A 14,619-nucleotide genomic window follows, 5' to 3' on the forward strand; every position below is an offset into this window, starting at 1 on the left:
CCGCGTCGCAATTTCTTGTCCCGTGCGATAGCGACGTAGACGCTACCGCCGGGGGACCGCAGCATCCTGGGTTTTCAGCTAATCGTTATATGCCCTTTTCGAAAAGGCGGGGTGTTGCCGTCAGCGATGCTGGGGCCGGCGGTTCATCGCGCGCGCCACCATGATCAGACTGAACACGATGATCGTTCCGATGACGGCGACGCCCACCCGCACCGGCAACGCATCGGCCGACGGCAGCAGGCCGGCGGCCTGCGCGCCGTTGCCCTGTCGGTCGGCGGCGCTGTCGCGTTTGGCGGGGGCCAGCGATGGGTCGGGCTCGATCAGATTGCCGACCTGGGTGCCCTGCGGCGTGCTGAACCCGTAGTCGAGCAGGTGCGCCGCCTGCTCCCACGGGGCGATCGGCTGCCGCGTGCCGTGCAACAGCACCGCCATCAGGCGCCGCCCGTTGTGGTTGGCCGCACCGACGAAGGTTTGGCCCGCGTCGTCGGTGTAACCGGTCTTGCCGCCCAGGGCGCCCGGGTACTTGTAGAGCAGCTGGTTGTCGTTTTCCAACTCGTAGCCGGGGTGGTCGCCGTGGCCGGGGAAGTCGAACGTCCGCGTCGCCACGATGTCGGCGAAAGTCGGGTTCTGCCAGGCGTAGCGGTAGAACAGGCCGATGTCGTAGGCCGAGGTGCTCATGCCGGGCCCGTCCAGCCCGGACGGCGTCGCGACCCGGGTGTCCTTGCCGCCGAGCTTGGCGGCCAGCACGTTGATCTTCTCCACCGCCTGCTGCATGCCGCCGAGTTGCATGGCCAGCGCGTGCGCGGCGTCGTTGCCGGAGTGCATGAGCAGGCCGTGCAGCAGCTGGTTGACGGTGAACACCCCGCCTTCTTCGACACCGACCTTGGTGCCCTCGGCGGCCGCGTCTTCCGCGGTGCCGGGAACCGACTTGTTCAGGTTGAGCGCGTTGATGGACGCCATCGCGACGAGCACCTTGATGATGCTGGCGGGGCGGTGACGGCCGTGCGGGTCCTTGGCCGCGATCACCGCGCCGCTGTCCAGGTCCGCCACCAGCCACGCGTCGACGGAGACGTCGGTCGGCAGCGCCGGCGTATCGGGGGCGGCGACGATGCCGCAGCCGCCCAGCGCGTCGCCGCCGACCGGCTTGGCGGGCACCGCGAGCGGTATCGGCGGATCGCCGGCTTGGGGCACCTCCGAGGAATCCACCGCGGGCGGGGTGTTCACCTTGAATGGGCAGTTCGCGGGGGCGGCGTTGGGTTCGGCGCCGGGCTCGGCGCTCGCGATCGGCGCGGCGAATGCCACCGGAGCGGCCGTCAGGAAAAGGGTCGCTGCCAGGCATGATGCGGAACGTAGCAAGTCCATTGCTTGTGCAGACTAGGCGATCGCGGGCCCGATCCGGGGGAGCCGCGCTGTGACTGGTGGGGCGCAAGTTGCAAGCTGGTCGCTGCGCGGCGGCCGCGTGAAGCCCCTACACTGGCGGCTATTCCAAACGGTGGGTTGTGGTCTCGGCTGCGGGCGTCCCGCGATGGTAGCGGCGCGCCCGACCTGCGACCGCTGAAACACCTGATCAAGCAGGTCGAAAAGGCGACGCAGGTTCGCCGCTCGGGGCTCGACCGGGTGTTGACCGAGTTGAAGGCGCATCGTGATGGCACACACGACGCCGACCTGCGTTCCGCGCTCACCTGGCTGTGCAACGCCGTGGCGCGGTTTCTGAACGAGCCGACGGCTCAGCGAGCCCGGGAGATGTCGTTGGCCGCCTACGAGGTGAATCGGACCCTCGCGGCCGGCTGAGCCGCTGCCGCCGTCCCCCGATCGGGGGACCCGCGATTCGTCCGCCGGTGTCCGATCGGGGGATAGTTTTGCCTGTTCAGCGCCCATAGCCTCGGTGTCATGGCCGGATTGCTCGAGGGGGTCCCAGCGCAGACGAACCCGTTCCCGCGCCTGCCCTCCCAGGGCGCCTTTTACACGGCCGGGATGCAGTTCAGCAATGGCGCGGTGGTGCTGCCGTTCATCTGCGCACACCTGGGTCTCACCTGGCTGGCCGCGCTGCTGTTTCCGGCCTACGGCCTGGGCTCGATCGTGGGAAATTCGGTGTCGCCGGCGGTGCTGCGGCGAGTCGGCCAGATGCGACACCTGCTGCTGGCGGCGATGGCGGCGAGCGCGGCCGCGCTGATCTTGTGTGACGCCCTGATCGCCTGGAATGGCGTGCTCGCGGCGGCGGTATTCCTGCTGACGAGCGCCGGGGGCGGGGTGATCGTCGCGGTATCCAATATCGCCTGCCCCGACACGACCTCCGGCAAGATCTCCGCCTTGAAGCTGCTGGTGGTCCAGGGGGCCATCGCCTCGGTGGTGGCCACCGTCGCCGCGGTGTTCGTCGTGCCGGGGCTGGCCACCGGCGACAAGATGGCGTTGCACCGCGATCTGCTGGGTCTGGGCGCGTTCGGACTGGCCGCCTCCGGCTTCGCGGCCCTGTTCGTCGGCCCGGCGCGGCCCACGTCAATCGCCCCACGGATGTCCGTCCGGGACACCTGCAGGCAGGGCTTCGGGGTCGCCCGCGCCCAGCCGTGGTTTCGCCGGTATGTGATCACGTGCCTGTTGTTCGCCCCGCTCACGCTGGGCACCACCTTCTATGCCCTGCGCACCGCGCACCAGAGCGGCACGTTGCATGTGCTGGTGTTCCTGTCCAGCACCGGACTGGTCGTCGGGTCCGCGCTGTGGCGCAAGGTCTACCAGCTGTTCGGGGTGCGCGGCATGCTGCTGGGCAGTGCCCTGCTCAGCGCCGCCGGTGGCGTGCTGTGCATCGCGGCCGAGTCGTGCGGCCAGTGGTCGCACATCTGGGCCTACGGCACCGTGTTCTTACTGGCGACGGTGGCCGCCCTGGCAGTCTTCGCCGCGGCGATCTCGTGGGTCGGCGTGGTGGCGGCCGAACCCCACCGTGGCACGCTGATCGGCTTTTGTTCGACGCTGCTTGCCATCGAGACCACGGCGCTGGGAGGAGCGCTCGGCGGCATCGCACAAAACCACTCCACGGTCTGGCCGGTCGGCATCGTCCTCATCCTGGCCGTCGCCGCCGCCGTCGCGGCGCTGGGCGCGCCCGCGTCGCGGCCGCGCCCTGCGGCGGTGCCCGCCTAGCGCCGGCCTGTCGCCTCCGGCTTTTCGGGGGGCGTCAGCAACAGGGCGCGCACCAGACGGCGGGTCGCGTAGGGCCGAAGCATCTGGCTGGCGGGGCGCGGGCGCACCCGTTGCGGCCACCAGAACCAGCGTCCGAGCAGCGCGGCCATCGACGGCGTCATGAACGAACGCACGATCAGGGTGTCGAAGAGCAGGCCCAGGCCGATGGTGGTGCCGATCTGGCCGATGATGCGCAGATCGCTGAACACGAACAGGGACATGGTGACGGCGAACACCAGGCCGGCGGCGGTCACCACCCCTCCGGTGCCGGCCATCGCGCGGATGATTCCCGTGTTCAAGCCGGCGCCGATCTCCTCTTTGAGGCGGGAGATCAGCAACAGGTTGTAGTCCGATCCCACCGCCAGCAGCAGCATCACCGACATCGCCAACACCAGCCAGTACAGGTCGACGCCGAGAATGTCCTGCCAGACGAGCACGGACAGGCCGAACGAGGAGCCCAGGGAAACCAGCACGGTTCCGACGATGACCGCGGCGGCGATCACGCTTCGGGTGACGATCATCATGATGATCAAGATGAGGCTGATCGCGGCCACGACGGCGATCAGCAGGTCGTAGAGGGCGCCCTCCTGGAGGTCTTTGAACGTCGCGGCGACACCGCCCATCGAGATCGCGGCGCCCTGCACCGGAGTTCCCTTGACGGCCTCCCGTGCGGCCTGCTGGATCGGCTCGACGCGCGAGATGCCCTCGGGCGTCGCGGGATCTCCCTGCAGGGAGATGATGAAGCGGGCCGCCTTGCCGTCCGGCGACAGGAACATCCTCAGGACCCGCTGAAAATCCGGACTGTCGAATGCCGACTGGGGCAGGTAGAACGAGTCGTCCACCTGGGCGGCGTCAAAGACCCGGCCCAGTTCGCCGGGGTCCTTGCTGTTCATCTCCTGCTCCTTGCTGAAGGACGCCAGGGTGCCGTGCCAGACCACCAGCATGTCGCGCATGATCGTCATCGTCGAAAGCATGGGCAGCATCTGCGCGCGCATCTGCGGCAAAAGCTTGGTCAAGGTATCCATATCCTTGGCGAGAAATTGCAGCTTCTCGCTCACCTGATCGATGTTGTCGAACGTGTCGAACACCGACCGGATGGCCCAGCACGCCGGGATGTCGTAGCAATGCCTTTCCCAGTAGAAATAGCTGCCGATCGGCCGGAGGAAATCCGAGAGGTCCGCAAGGTGATCCCTGATGGTGTCGGTGATGTTCGACATGTCGTGGGTGAGGTGGTCCATGTCGACGGTGTTGTCGACCATCTCGCCCATCAATTGATACATGCGCTGCATCGCTTCGATCGATGCATCCATCGCGTGCTCCTGGACCAGCATGTCGTCCAGCCGGCCATTCATGAATTGCATGTTCTCGGCGTTCATCACGCCTTGCATGCTGAGGATGAACGGGATCGACGTGTGCTTGATGGCCGTTCCCAGCGGCCTGGTTATCGCTTTGACCTGTGCGACCCCGGGGCTGTGAAAGATGGCCTTTGCGACCTTGTCGAGCACCAGCATGTCCACCGGGTTGCGCATGTCGTGATCGGTCTCGAGCAAGAGCACCTCGGGGTTGAGCCGGGCCTGCGAGAAGTGTCGACCCGCGGCCGCATCGCCGACCAGGGACGGCATGTTGGCCGACATGAACCCGCGCAGATCGTAGGTGGTCTGGTAATTGGGCAATGCCAGCAGGCCGATGGACGCCACCGCGCACGTTGCGGCTAGCACCGGGCCGGGCCAGCGCACGATCGCGGTGCCCACCCGGCGCCACCGGCGAGTGTTCAGCCGTCGTCTGGGGTCCAAGAGCTTGAAGAAGCCGGCGACGGTGAGCACCGCCGGTCCGAGCGTGAGCGCGGCGAAGACCGCCACCAACATGCCGACGGCGCAGGGCGCGCCGAGCGTCTTGAAGTACGGCAGTCGGGCGAGGCTCAGGCAGTACATGGCGCCGGCGATGGTCAAGCCCGAGCCCATGATCACATGGGCGGTCCCGTGAAACATGGTGAAGAACGCGGCTTTTCGATCGTCGCCCGCGTAGCGCGCCTCGTGGTAACGGCCGAGCATGAATATCGCATAGTCCGTGCTGGCGGCGATGGCCAGCAGCGTGAGCAGGTTCGTGGCGAAGGTCGAAAGCCCGAAAACGTTGTGGTAGGCGAGGAATGCGACGGCCCCGCGGATCGCCCCCAGGTCGATACCGACCATGGCGAGGACGAGAACCATGGTGACCACGGACCGGTAGATGAAGAGCAACATCGCCGCGATCACCAAGGTGGTGATCACGGTGACCTTGGCGACGCTCTGGTCGCCGGCCTCGGTTTGGTCGGCGATTAATGCGTACGGGCCGGTGACATATGCCTTGACCCCGCGCGGCGCCGGTGTGCTGTTCACGACGTGCCGGACCGCGTGAACCGAGTTGTACGCCTGCGTTTCGTTGTTGCCGACGAGGTAGACCAGGACGTACGCGGCCTTGCCGTCCGCGCTTTGCGATCCCCCGGCGGTCAGCGGATCACTCCAGAAGTCCTGGATGTGCGCGACGTGCCCGGTGTCCGCCGAAAGCTTGCGCATCAGCTCGGTGTAGAACCGGTGCGCATCGGTACCGAGCGGCTTGTCGCCTTCCAGCACAATCGTCACCGCGGTGTTGGAATCAAACTCGCCGAACACCTGACCCACGTGCTTGATCGCCTGGACCGCGGCCGCGTCTTTCGGGCTCAACGACACCGAGTGCGCTTTTCCGACCACTTCGAGCTGCGGGACGGCGAGATTGAGGATCGCGGTGAGGCCCAGCCATAACAGGACGATCGGCACCGCAAAGCGGGTGATCATCCGCGGCAGAAACGGCGCTTTGCCGGCCGGTCCGGCCCCTGGTCCGGTCTTCACCCTGCCGCGGCTCCTTTAAGAGGTTCGGCTGAGAGCGCCCATCGCGGCGAACGTACACCTGCGAAGGCCGAGCGCGACTTGTATTTCAGTTAATCGTTATGTTTGCCGGCGCTCGCCCGGGCAGCGGCTACACCTCGCGGAGCACGGCGCGCAGGATCGATTCGATGGTGTCGAATTCGGCCTGGCCGCTGATCAGCGGCGGCGCCACCTGGACGACGGGATCGCCGCGGTCGTCGGCGCGGCAATACAGGCCCGCCTCGAACAGGGCGGGCGACACGTAGCCGTGCAGCAGCCGTTCGCATTCGGCGTCGCTGAACGTTTCCTTGGTGGCCTTGTCCTTGACCAGCTCGATGCCGTAGAAGTAGCCCTCGCCGCGGACGTCGCCGACGACGGGCAGGTCGTACAGCTTCTCCAGCGTCGCGCGGAACGCGGGCGCGTGTTGCCTGACGCGGTCGTTGAGGCCCTCGCGCTCGAAGATGTCGAGGTTAGCCAGCGCCACCGCCGTCGAAACCGGGTGTCCGCCAAAGGTATAGCCGTGCGGAAAGACCGTGGCACCGTCGTTGAACGGTTCGAACAATCGCTCGCTGGCGATCATCGCACCCAGCGGCGAGTAGCCCGACGTCAGGCCCTTGGCGCAGGTGATCATGTCGGGCACGTAGCCGAAGTCTCCGATCTCACTGCAGCAGGCGAACATCGAGCCGATCCGGCCGAAGGCGCAGATCACCTCGTCGGATACCAGCAGCACGTCGTATTCGTCGCAGATCTGGCGCACCCGTTCGAAATACCCCGGGGGAGGGGGGATCGCGCCGCCCGCGTTCTGCACCGGTTCCAGGAACACCGCGGCGACGGTCGCCGGGCCCTCGAACTCGATCGCCTCGGCGATCCGGTCGGCGGCCCATTGCCCGAAGGCCTTGGGGTCGTTGGCAAACGGTTCGGGCGCGCGGTAGAAGTTCGTGTTGGGCACCCGGAAGCCGCCCGGCGTCACCGGTTCGAACGGCGCCTTGTACGCCGGCAGGCCGGTGATGGCCAGGGCGCCCTGGGTGGTGCCGTGGTAGGCGATCGAGCGCGAAATGACTTTGTGCTTACCGGGTTTGCCGGTCAGCTTGAAATACTGCTTCGCCAGTTTCCACGCGGTCTCGACGGCCTCGGTCCCGCCGGTGGTGAAGAACACCCGGTTCAAATCACCCGGGGCGTAGCGCGCGAGGCGTTCGGCGAGCTCGATGGCGGTCGGGGTCGCATAGCCCCACAGCGGGAAGTACGCCAGCGTGCTCGCCTGCCGCGCGGCGACCTCGGCGAGCTCGGTGCGGCCGTGGCCGACCTGCACGGTGAACAGCCCGGACAGCGCGTCGAGGTAGCTCTTGCCGCGGTCGTCGTAGATGGTGACGCCGTCGCCGCGGACGATGATCGGCGGCGTGATGCCGGCGCCGTGCCGGGCGAAGTGCAGCCACAGGTGTTCAGTCATCTCGACCGTGAGCGTAACGCTCGGCGGGCTAGGCTTCGCATATGACCGGGACCGAACAGGTCTCACAATTCGAAGCCCTGCGGCCGCACCTCATGGCGGTCGCCTACCGGCTCACGGGCACGGTGGCCGACGCCGAGGACCTGGTCCAGGAAGCCTGGCTGCGGTGGGACGGCCAAGAGGCCGAGATCACCGACCTGCGGGCCTGGCTGACGACCGTGGTGAGCCGGCTGGCCCTGGACAAGCTGCGTTCGGCGGCGCATCGGCGCGAGACCTACACCGGCAACTGGCTGCCGGAGCCGGTGGTGACCGGCCTCGACCGCGCGGATCCGCTGTCGGCCGTGGTGGCCCGCGAGGACGCCCGGTTCGCGGCGATGGTGGTGCTGGAGCGCCTGTCGCCGGATCAGCGGGTCGCCTTCGTGCTGCACGACGGGTTCGCGGTGCCCTTCGCCGAAGTTGCCGCCGTGCTGGGCACCAGCGAGGCCGCAGCCCGCCAGCTGGCGTCGCGGGCCCGCAAAGCGGTCGCGGCGGAACCCCCGCCCAAGCCCGACCCGTCGCACGACGAGGTGGTGGGACTGCTGATGGCCGCGATGGCCGCCGGCGACCTGGACGCCGTGGTCTCGCTGCTGCATCCCGACGTCACCTTCACCGGCGATTCGAATGGCAAGGCGCCCACGGCCGTTCAGGTCATTCGCGGCCCGGACAAGGTGGTCCGGTTCATGCTGGGCCTTGCGCAACGTTACGGACCGGCGATGTTCACCTCGTATCAGCTGGGGCTGGTCAACGGCGAACTGGGCATCTACACGGCCGGCTGTCCCGCTTCCGACGGGTATCGGGAGATGTTGCCGCGGATCACCGCGCTGACCGTGCGCGACGGAAAGGTTTGTGCCCTATGGGATATCGCCAACCCGGACAAGTTCACCGGCTCTCCGCTGCGGTCGATAAGGCCGCCAACCGGATAGCGACCGGCGGCTGGGCGGTCGTGTTCCGGCAAGGGGTCTGACCACCTCGGAGCCCGGATCCAGCAGTGCGCGACACGACTGCTCGACGAGCGCGCGCACGCTGTCGATGACGGGTTTGCCCGCGATCTCGGCGTCGAGGACGCCGGAGAGCTCGGCGCAGTCGAGGAGCAGCGCGTCCACGTCGTCGCCGAGCCCGGTGATGGCCCGCAGGACTTCTCCCGGGAGGGGGACCGGAATCCGTGACCGTCGCAGCGACTCGATGAACCGGTCGATGATCTCCTGATCGCGCGGGCCCGGTGCCACGACGGCGACCCCTACCTGGCCCAGGCCGCGTTCGTAGGCCGCCGTGGACACCATGACGCTCGACGCGAGCAGGCCAACCCGGCGGACGTTGAGCCGTTGCAGCGTCCGGGCCGTCGCCTCGACCATCCCGATGCATGCCGGTGCGCCCGCCGCGGGGTCGATCGTGGTGGCATTGCATGCGACGGCGACGACGTCGGCGCCGCTTCCGGCGAGCGATCGAGATGTCCGGGTCACCAACTGCGGCAACCCCTCCGGGCGCCCGGGCCGGGACAGGCCGGTCGAGGCCGGTCTACCGGGCTGCCGCTGCACGGTGATGGTGTGCACCATCACGTCCGGACTGGAACCACCCGTCAGCGCCCGATGGTGCTCGCACAGCATCGCGTAAAACTGGGCGGTGGCGTGGGGGCCCAGCCCGTCCACGACCCCCAGCCGCCGTTGCCGCGCCCGCCGATCCGGTGCCGGGCTCGTCAGTTGGTCCATGTCGGTTCTCCCAGTCGGGTGTCTGATGCGGTGGCCGCATTCGGGTACACGACGACTATCTCCGCTAACCGGGGCGGTGTCTTTCCACCAATCGGTTCGTGCGTCGGCGGAGTTGGGTTTCCCCATTTCGGATGATCGCCGGGTCCGCCGATCGGGGGAGGGATTTCTTCGGCTAGACGTTCGCCCACGGGATGCGGCAGGCGTCGCCGGAGTTGAAGCCCTGTTCGGTGATGCCCAGCGCGGTGTTCATGCGGGCCCGCATGTTCTCGACGCCGATCTGATACGTCAGCTCGAACACCCCGGCGTCGCCGAAGCGGGCCCGCAGGTCGGCGACCTGCTCGTCGGTGACGGTGTGCGGATCGGTGGTCATCGCATCCGCGTAGCTGATCGCGGCCCGTTCGTCGTCGGTGAAAGCCGTTGAGGTGGCGTAGTTGTCGATGTCTTTGAGCCGCTGGATGTCGAGGCCGTCCAGGCGCTGCAGCATGGACCCGAAGTCGACGCACCAGGAGCAGCCGATGCTGCGCGCCGTCCACAGCACGGCGAGTTCGCGCACGCTCACCGGCAGCTGCGTGGATGCCCGGTCGATCATCGTCTCGTGCACGGCGCCCGCAACCATCAGCTTGCGATGGTGGGCGGCCACGGTGAAGGGCTCGGGAACCTGGCCGTAGCGCCGCTTGGCGATCCGGTACATCGCGCGGGTCAGCAGCCCGGCTCGCTTGGGGGACAGGGGCTCGATGCGGGTTTTCTGAGTCATACCCCTGAGACGAACCGGGCCGGACAAGTGTGACGGGCGGAATGCGCCTCGTCGGCCCCGCGCGGGTCGTACCATGCCGCTAGCCACTCGGCATCAATGACCGGTGGTCAGCAATGGGGAGCCGACGATGACCGCGCTGTTCAGCCCGTGGTGGCGCGCCGATCAGTACGACTGGCTCTCCGGTTACCTCGCTTCGCGACGTCTCAGCGGAGCCACCCGGGCGGTGATGGCATCGATCGCCGCGTCGATGGTGTTGTGCCTCCTCGCGCTGCTGGCCGGTTCGGACGGTCCCCGCGGGCAGGTCCCGGTGGCGATGACGTGGGTCGCCGTCGCCGGCGGGGTCGCTGGAGTGTTGTTGTGGGTATGGCGCTGGCCCACACACCGGCAGTCGGTGGTCTTCGCCGTCACGTGCAACACCGCGGTCGCCCTGGCGTGTCTGGCGCACCCGAACCCGCTGGCCGCCCTGATCGGGTGCATCGCTTTCGCGACGTTCGGCGCCTACATGGCGTTCTTCCACACGACGGGATTGGTGCTGTACAACTTCGCGGTGGCCGCCGCGGTCGGCTCATGGGAGGCCTTGTCGCTGGCGCGATCCGGGCACCCCAACCTTGCCGGGGTGGATTTGTGGCTGGTGATCGAGGTGAACATCGCCCTGCCGTTGGCGATCCGGGTCCTGGTGCGCGCCCTGTCGGGAGACCTGCTGACCGCGGACCGCGATCCGTTGACGGGCCTGCTCAACAGGCGCGCATTTCAGCACGAGGCGCTGGGGATGATCCTGGCGCGCCGGGGCATCGACTCCCACCTCGTGGTCATGCTGATCGACCTCGACAGATTCAAAGCCCTCAACGACAGGTGCGGCCACGCCGCCGGCGACCATGCGCTGGTCCAGGTCGCGCAGGCGCTGTTGGCTGCCGCCGACGGCCAGGCGGTGGTGGCGCGAAGCGGCGGCGAGGAATTCCTGTTGGCCGGCACGTCGGCGGCCTGCAACGCCGAGTCGTTGGCCGCGCGGATGTGCCGGGCCATCGCGGCCTCGACCGCGGGCGTCACCGCCAGCATCGGCACCGCCTGCGCCCGCCTCGACGACACGTCGGTCGAACCGCAAGCTCTTCTGGGCGAGTTGATCACCGCCGCCGACGCGGCGATGTACCAGGCTAAACGGTTGGGGGGCAACCGAAGTAGTCATCACGAACTCTGTTGACCCGCCGGTCAGCGCGTGAACATCAGCGCGCGCTTGACCTCCTGGATGGCCTTGGTGATCTGGATGCCGCGCGGGCAGCACTCGGTGCAGTTGAAGGTGGTGCGGCACCGCCACACGCCGTCCACCTCGTTGAGGATGTCAAGGCGTTCGGCGGCGGCCTCGTCGCGGCTGTCGAAGATGAACCGGTGCGCGTTGACGATCGCCGCGGGGCCGTAATAGCTGCCCTCGTGCCAGAACACGGGGCAGCTGGTGGTGCAGGCCGCGCACAGGATGCATTTGGTGGTGTCGTCGTAGCGCGCGCGGTCGGTGGGACTCTGAATGCGTTCCCGCGTCGGCGGATTCCCGCTGGTGACCAGGTACGGCTTGACCGCGCGGTAGGCGTCGAAGAAGGGCTCCATGTTGACGACCAGATCCTTCTCCACGGGCAGGCCGCGGATCGGTTCGACCGTGACGGTGAGTTGCTTGCCCTTCTTCTCGGGCAGCAGGTCGCGCATCAGCACCTTGCAGGCCAGCCGGTTGACGCCGTTGATGCGCATGGCGTCCGAACCGCACACCCCGTGGGCGCAGGAACGCCGGAAGGTCAGCGTTCCGTCCAGGTAGCTCTTGATGTAGATCAGCAGGTTGAGCAGCCGGTCGCTGGGCAGGCATGGCACCCGAAAGCTTTGCCAGCCAGCGGTTTTCGCGAAGGCGTCGGGATCGTCGGGGTTGAACCGGGCGATCTTGAGGGTCACCATCACCGCCCCATCGGGGATGGGTGGCAAGGGCGGCTCCGGTCCCCGGTCCACCTCGACATCGACGCTCTCGGACATCAGTACTTCCGCTCCTTCGGCTCGTAGCGGGTCTGCACGACGGGCTTGAAGTCCAGCGCGATGTCGCTCAGCAGATCGGGGCCCTGTTTATCGGCCCCAATTTCCTTATAGGCCATCGTGTGACGCATGTAGTTGACGTCGTCGCGGTTCGGGTAGTCCTCGCGGGCATGCCCGCCGCGGGACTCCTTGCGGTTCAGGGCGCCGACCACCGTGACCTCGGCCAGCTCCAGCAGGAAGCCCAGCTCGATGGCCTCCAGCAGGTCGCTGTTGAAGCGCTTCCCCTTGTCGTGCACGGTGATTCGGGAGTACCGCTCCTTGAGCGCGTGGATGTCGGTCAGCGCCTGCTTCAGCGTCTCCTCGGTGCGGAACACCGCGGCGTTGTTGTCCATCGTCTGCTGCAGCGCGCCGCGGATGTCGGCCACCCGCTCGTTGCCGTGCTCGTTCAAGATGTCGGCCACCCAGCCGACGACCATCGCCTCGGGATTCGGTGGCATGTCGACGAAGTCGTGCCCCCGCGCGTAATTGACGGCGGCGATGCCGGCGCGGCGACCGAAGACGTTGATGTCCAACAGCGAGTTGGTGCCCAGCCGGTTGGCGCCGTGCACCGACACGCACGCGCACTCGCCCGCCGCGTACAGGCCCGGCACCGTCGACGTGTTGTCCCGCAACACCTGTCCGGTGACGGTGGTGGGGATGCCGCCCATCACGTAGTGACACGTCGGGTACACCGGGACCAGTTCGTGTACCGGGTCCACACCCAGGTAGGTACGGGCGAACTCGGTGATGTCGGGCAGCTTGGCCTCGAGCACGTCCTCGCCGAGGTGGCGGACATCGATGTAGACGTAGTCCTTGTGCGGCCCGGCGCCGCGGCCCTCGAGCACCTCCAGCACCATCGAGCGGGCGACGATGTCGCGCGGCGCCAGGTCCACGATCGTCGGCGCGTAGCGCTCCATGAACCGCTCGCCCTCGCCGTTGAGCAGCCGGCCGCCCTCGCCGCGCACCGCCTCGGAGATCAAGATGCCCAGCCCCGCCAGCCCGGTCGGGTGGAACTGGTGAAACTCCATGTCCTCCAGCGGAAGTCCCTTGCGGAACACGATCCCGATGCCGTCACCGGTGAGCGTATGCGCGTTGGAGGTGGTCTTGTACATCCGGCCCGAACCGCCGGTGGCGATCACCACGGCCTTGGCGTGGAAGACGTGGATCTCGCCGGTGGCCAGCTCGTAGGCCACCACGCCGGTGGCCACCGGCCCGCCGGGCGTCTCGGTGAGGACCAGGTCGAGCGCGTAGAACTCGTTGAAGAACTGGACGTCGTGCTTGACGCAGTTCTGGTAGAGCGTCTGCAGGATCATGTGGCCGGTGCGGTCGGCCGCGTAGCACGCCCGGCGGACCGGGGCCTTGCCGTGTTCGCGGGTGTGCCCGCCGAACCGGCGCTGGTCGATGCGGCCCTCCGGGGTGCGGTTGAACGGCATCCCCATCTTTTCCAGGTCGAGCACCGCGTCGATGGCCTCCTTGCACATGATCTCCACCGCGTCCTGGTCGGCGAGATAATCGCCGCCCTTGACGGTGTCGAAGGTGTGCCATTCCCAGTTGTCGTCCTCGACGTTGGCCAGCGCCGCGCACATGCCGCCCTGGGCGGCGCCGGTGTGGCTGCGGGTGGGGTACAGCTTGGTCAACACCGCGGTGCGGACCCGCGGACCGGCCTCCACCGCCGCGCGCATGCCGGCACCGCCGGCCCCGACGATCACGACGTCGTATCGGTGTTGCTGGATCACCTCAGCCTCCGATATTCGGGTCGAATGTCACCAGCACGTAGGTGCCGAGCACCAATGTGAAACCCATCGACAGCAGCAGCAGGCTGTTGAGCCAGAAGCGGGTGCTGTCCTTGCGGCTGTAGTCGTCGATGATGGTGCGCAGGCCGTTGCCGCCGTGCAACTGCGCCAGCCACAGCAGCGCCAGATCCCAGAATTGCCAGAACGGCGAGGCCCAGCGCTGCGCCACGTAATTGAAGTCGATGCGGTACACGCCGTCGTCCCACATCAGCATGATGAACAGGTGGCCGACGGCCAGGACGATCAGCGCGACCCCGGAGAACCGCATGAACAGCCACGCGAACTTCTCGAAGTTGGGGATGCCGGCCCGGCGCCGCGGTGAGCGCGGGTTGTCGAGGCTGGCCGGCCGGTCGTGACTGCGCTGCCGCACCGGGGCCACCTGGCCCCGGCCCAGCTGCAGGTCGGGGGAGCTCATCGGAGGTGCTCGGCGATATGAATGCCGGTCACCACGCCGGCCGGGACCATGAGGAGCAGGAAGACGACGCCGACGATCCAGAACATCAGCTTCTGGTAGCGGGTGCCCTCGGACCAGAAGTCGATGAGGATGACGCGGATGCCGTTGAGCCCGTGGAATGCCACCGCGGCCACCAGGCCGTACTCCATCAGGCCGACGACCGGGGTCTGATAGTCGTGGATCACCGCGTTGTAGGTCTGCGGGCTGACCCGCAGCATCGCGGCGTCCAGCACGTGGACGAACAGGAAGAAGAAGATGGTCGCGCCGCTGATGCGATGCAACACCCACGACCACATGCCCGGGTCGCCCCGATACAGGGTTCGGGGTGGACGTCGC

The 14,619-nt window shown here is 67.6% G+C and carries 12 protein-coding genes and 1 pseudogene; 4 read left to right on the top strand and 9 right to left on the bottom strand.

The window, feature by feature from the left end; all coding sequences use genetic code 11:
- Nucleotides 1-120: 120 nt before the first annotated feature.
- Nucleotides 121-1,362 (bottom strand): D-alanyl-D-alanine carboxypeptidase family protein, encoded by a 1,242-nt coding sequence (locus tag G6N51_RS24215; protein ID WP_083169745.1) that lies wholly within the window; start codon nt 1,360-1,362, stop codon nt 121-123.
- Nucleotides 1,363-1,554: 192 nt separating this feature from the next.
- Here G6N51_RS24215 and G6N51_RS24220 point away from each other — a divergent pair, with 192 nt between their 5' ends.
- Together G6N51_RS24220 and G6N51_RS24225 are read left to right on the top strand one after the other, a co-directional pair.
- Entirely contained in the window at nt 1,555-1,791 is a 237-nt protein-coding gene (locus tag G6N51_RS24220) for a hypothetical protein (RefSeq protein WP_083170063.1), read from the top strand.
- A gap of 99 nt (nt 1,792-1,890) precedes the next feature.
- Nucleotides 1,891-3,132: a hypothetical protein gene (locus G6N51_RS24225; RefSeq protein ID WP_083169748.1), complete on the top strand. Its 1,242-nt coding sequence runs from the start codon at nt 1,891-1,893 to the stop codon at nt 3,130-3,132.
- Here the strand turns inward: G6N51_RS24225 and G6N51_RS24230 are convergent.
- Together G6N51_RS24230 and G6N51_RS24235 are read right to left on the bottom strand one after the other, a co-directional pair.
- The gene (locus G6N51_RS24230; protein WP_083170065.1) at nt 3,129-5,981 is read right to left on the bottom strand and encodes an MMPL/RND family transporter; all 2,853 of its coding nucleotides are present in this window, start codon (nt 5,979-5,981) and stop codon (nt 3,129-3,131) included. The genes G6N51_RS24225 and G6N51_RS24230 overlap by 4 nt on opposite strands.
- 181 nt (nt 5,982-6,162) lie before the next feature.
- Complete coding sequence (locus G6N51_RS24235) at nt 6,163-7,497, bottom strand: aspartate aminotransferase family protein (RefSeq protein WP_083169750.1); 1,335 nt, start codon at nt 7,495-7,497, stop codon at nt 6,163-6,165.
- Nucleotides 7,498-7,538: 41 nt separating this feature from the next.
- Between G6N51_RS24235 and G6N51_RS24240 the strand changes: the two genes are divergently transcribed.
- Nucleotides 7,539-8,456, top strand: coding sequence for a sigma-70 family RNA polymerase sigma factor (locus G6N51_RS24240; RefSeq protein WP_083169752.1), 918 nt, complete (start codon nt 7,539-7,541; stop codon nt 8,454-8,456).
- Here G6N51_RS24240 and G6N51_RS24245 read toward each other — a convergent pair.
- Both G6N51_RS24245 and G6N51_RS24250 read right to left on the bottom strand, forming a co-directional pair.
- On the bottom strand, nt 8,385-9,239 hold the full coding sequence (locus tag G6N51_RS24245; RefSeq protein WP_158086204.1) for an aspartate/glutamate racemase family protein: 855 nt from the start codon (nt 9,237-9,239) through the stop codon (nt 8,385-8,387). The two genes, G6N51_RS24240 and G6N51_RS24245, sit on opposite strands and share 72 nt — an antisense overlap.
- A gap of 172 nt (nt 9,240-9,411) precedes the next feature.
- Nucleotides 9,412-10,029: pseudogene (locus tag G6N51_RS24250) on the bottom strand (carboxymuconolactone decarboxylase family protein); the annotation flags it as partial.
- Nucleotides 10,030-10,120: 91 nt separating this feature from the next.
- Here G6N51_RS24250 and G6N51_RS24255 point away from each other — a divergent pair.
- Nucleotides 10,121-11,191, top strand: coding sequence for a GGDEF domain-containing protein (locus tag G6N51_RS24255; RefSeq protein ID WP_083170067.1), 1,071 nt, complete (start codon nt 10,121-10,123; stop codon nt 11,189-11,191).
- An 8-nt stretch (nt 11,192-11,199) separates the two neighbouring features.
- On the opposite strand, the gene G6N51_RS24260 is transcribed toward G6N51_RS24255, so the two are convergent.
- The 4 genes from G6N51_RS24260 to sdhC are packed head-to-tail and all read right to left on the bottom strand — an operon-like array spanning nt 11,200 to nt 14,579.
- Nucleotides 11,200-12,000 carry a succinate dehydrogenase iron-sulfur subunit gene (locus G6N51_RS24260; RefSeq protein WP_083169758.1) on the bottom strand — a complete coding sequence of 267 codons (801 nt, stop codon included), beginning with the start codon at nt 11,998-12,000 and terminating at the stop codon, nt 11,200-11,202.
- Nucleotides 12,000-13,772 (bottom strand): succinate dehydrogenase flavoprotein subunit, encoded by a 1,773-nt coding sequence (gene sdhA / locus G6N51_RS24265; protein ID WP_083169760.1) that lies wholly within the window; start codon nt 13,770-13,772, stop codon nt 12,000-12,002. Before sdhA ends, G6N51_RS24260 begins: the two co-directional genes overlap by 1 nt.
- Before the next feature lies 1 nt (nt 13,773).
- Nucleotides 13,774-14,244 (bottom strand): succinate dehydrogenase hydrophobic membrane anchor subunit, encoded by a 471-nt coding sequence (locus G6N51_RS24270; RefSeq protein WP_007168001.1) that lies wholly within the window; start codon nt 14,242-14,244, stop codon nt 13,774-13,776.
- Entirely contained in the window at nt 14,241-14,579 is a 339-nt protein-coding gene (sdhC, locus tag G6N51_RS24275) for a succinate dehydrogenase, cytochrome b556 subunit (RefSeq protein WP_065444828.1), read from the bottom strand. Before sdhC ends, G6N51_RS24270 begins: the two co-directional genes overlap by 4 nt.
- Nucleotides 14,580-14,619: the final 40 nt, after the last annotated feature.

The organism is Mycobacterium paraseoulense, from assembly GCF_010731655.1.
GTDB lineage: Bacteria > Actinomycetota > Actinomycetes > Mycobacteriales > Mycobacteriaceae > Mycobacterium > Mycobacterium paraseoulense.

Bases quoted from the DNA above. Each gene is read 5' to 3' on its own strand.
- G6N51_RS24215 (WP_083169745.1), bottom strand. From the start codon at position 1,362: ATGGACTTGCTACGTTCCGCATCATGCCTGGCAGCGACCCTTTTCCTG.
- G6N51_RS24225 (WP_083169748.1), top strand. From the start codon at position 1,891: ATGGCCGGATTGCTCGAGGGGGTCCCAGCGCAGACGAACCCGTTCCCG.
- G6N51_RS24230 (WP_083170065.1), bottom strand. From the start codon at position 5,981: ATGATCACCCGCTTTGCGGTGCCGATCGTCCTGTTATGGCTGGGCCTC.
- G6N51_RS24235 (WP_083169750.1), bottom strand. From the start codon at position 7,497: ATGACTGAACACCTGTGGCTGCACTTCGCCCGGCACGGCGCCGGCATC.
- G6N51_RS24240 (WP_083169752.1), top strand. From the start codon at position 7,539: ATGACCGGGACCGAACAGGTCTCACAATTCGAAGCCCTGCGGCCGCAC.
- G6N51_RS24245 (WP_158086204.1), bottom strand. From the start codon at position 9,239: ATGGACCAACTGACGAGCCCGGCACCGGATCGGCGGGCGCGGCAACGG.
- G6N51_RS24255 (WP_083170067.1), top strand. From the start codon at position 10,121: ATGACCGCGCTGTTCAGCCCGTGGTGGCGCGCCGATCAGTACGACTGG.
- G6N51_RS24260 (WP_083169758.1), bottom strand. From the start codon at position 12,000: ATGTCCGAGAGCGTCGATGTCGAGGTGGACCGGGGACCGGAGCCGCCC.
- G6N51_RS24270 (WP_007168001.1), bottom strand. From the start codon at position 14,244: ATGAGCTCCCCCGACCTGCAGCTGGGCCGGGGCCAGGTGGCCCCGGTG.
- sdhC (WP_065444828.1), bottom strand. From the start codon at position 14,579: ATGTGGTCGTGGGTGTTGCATCGCATCAGCGGCGCGACCATCTTCTTC.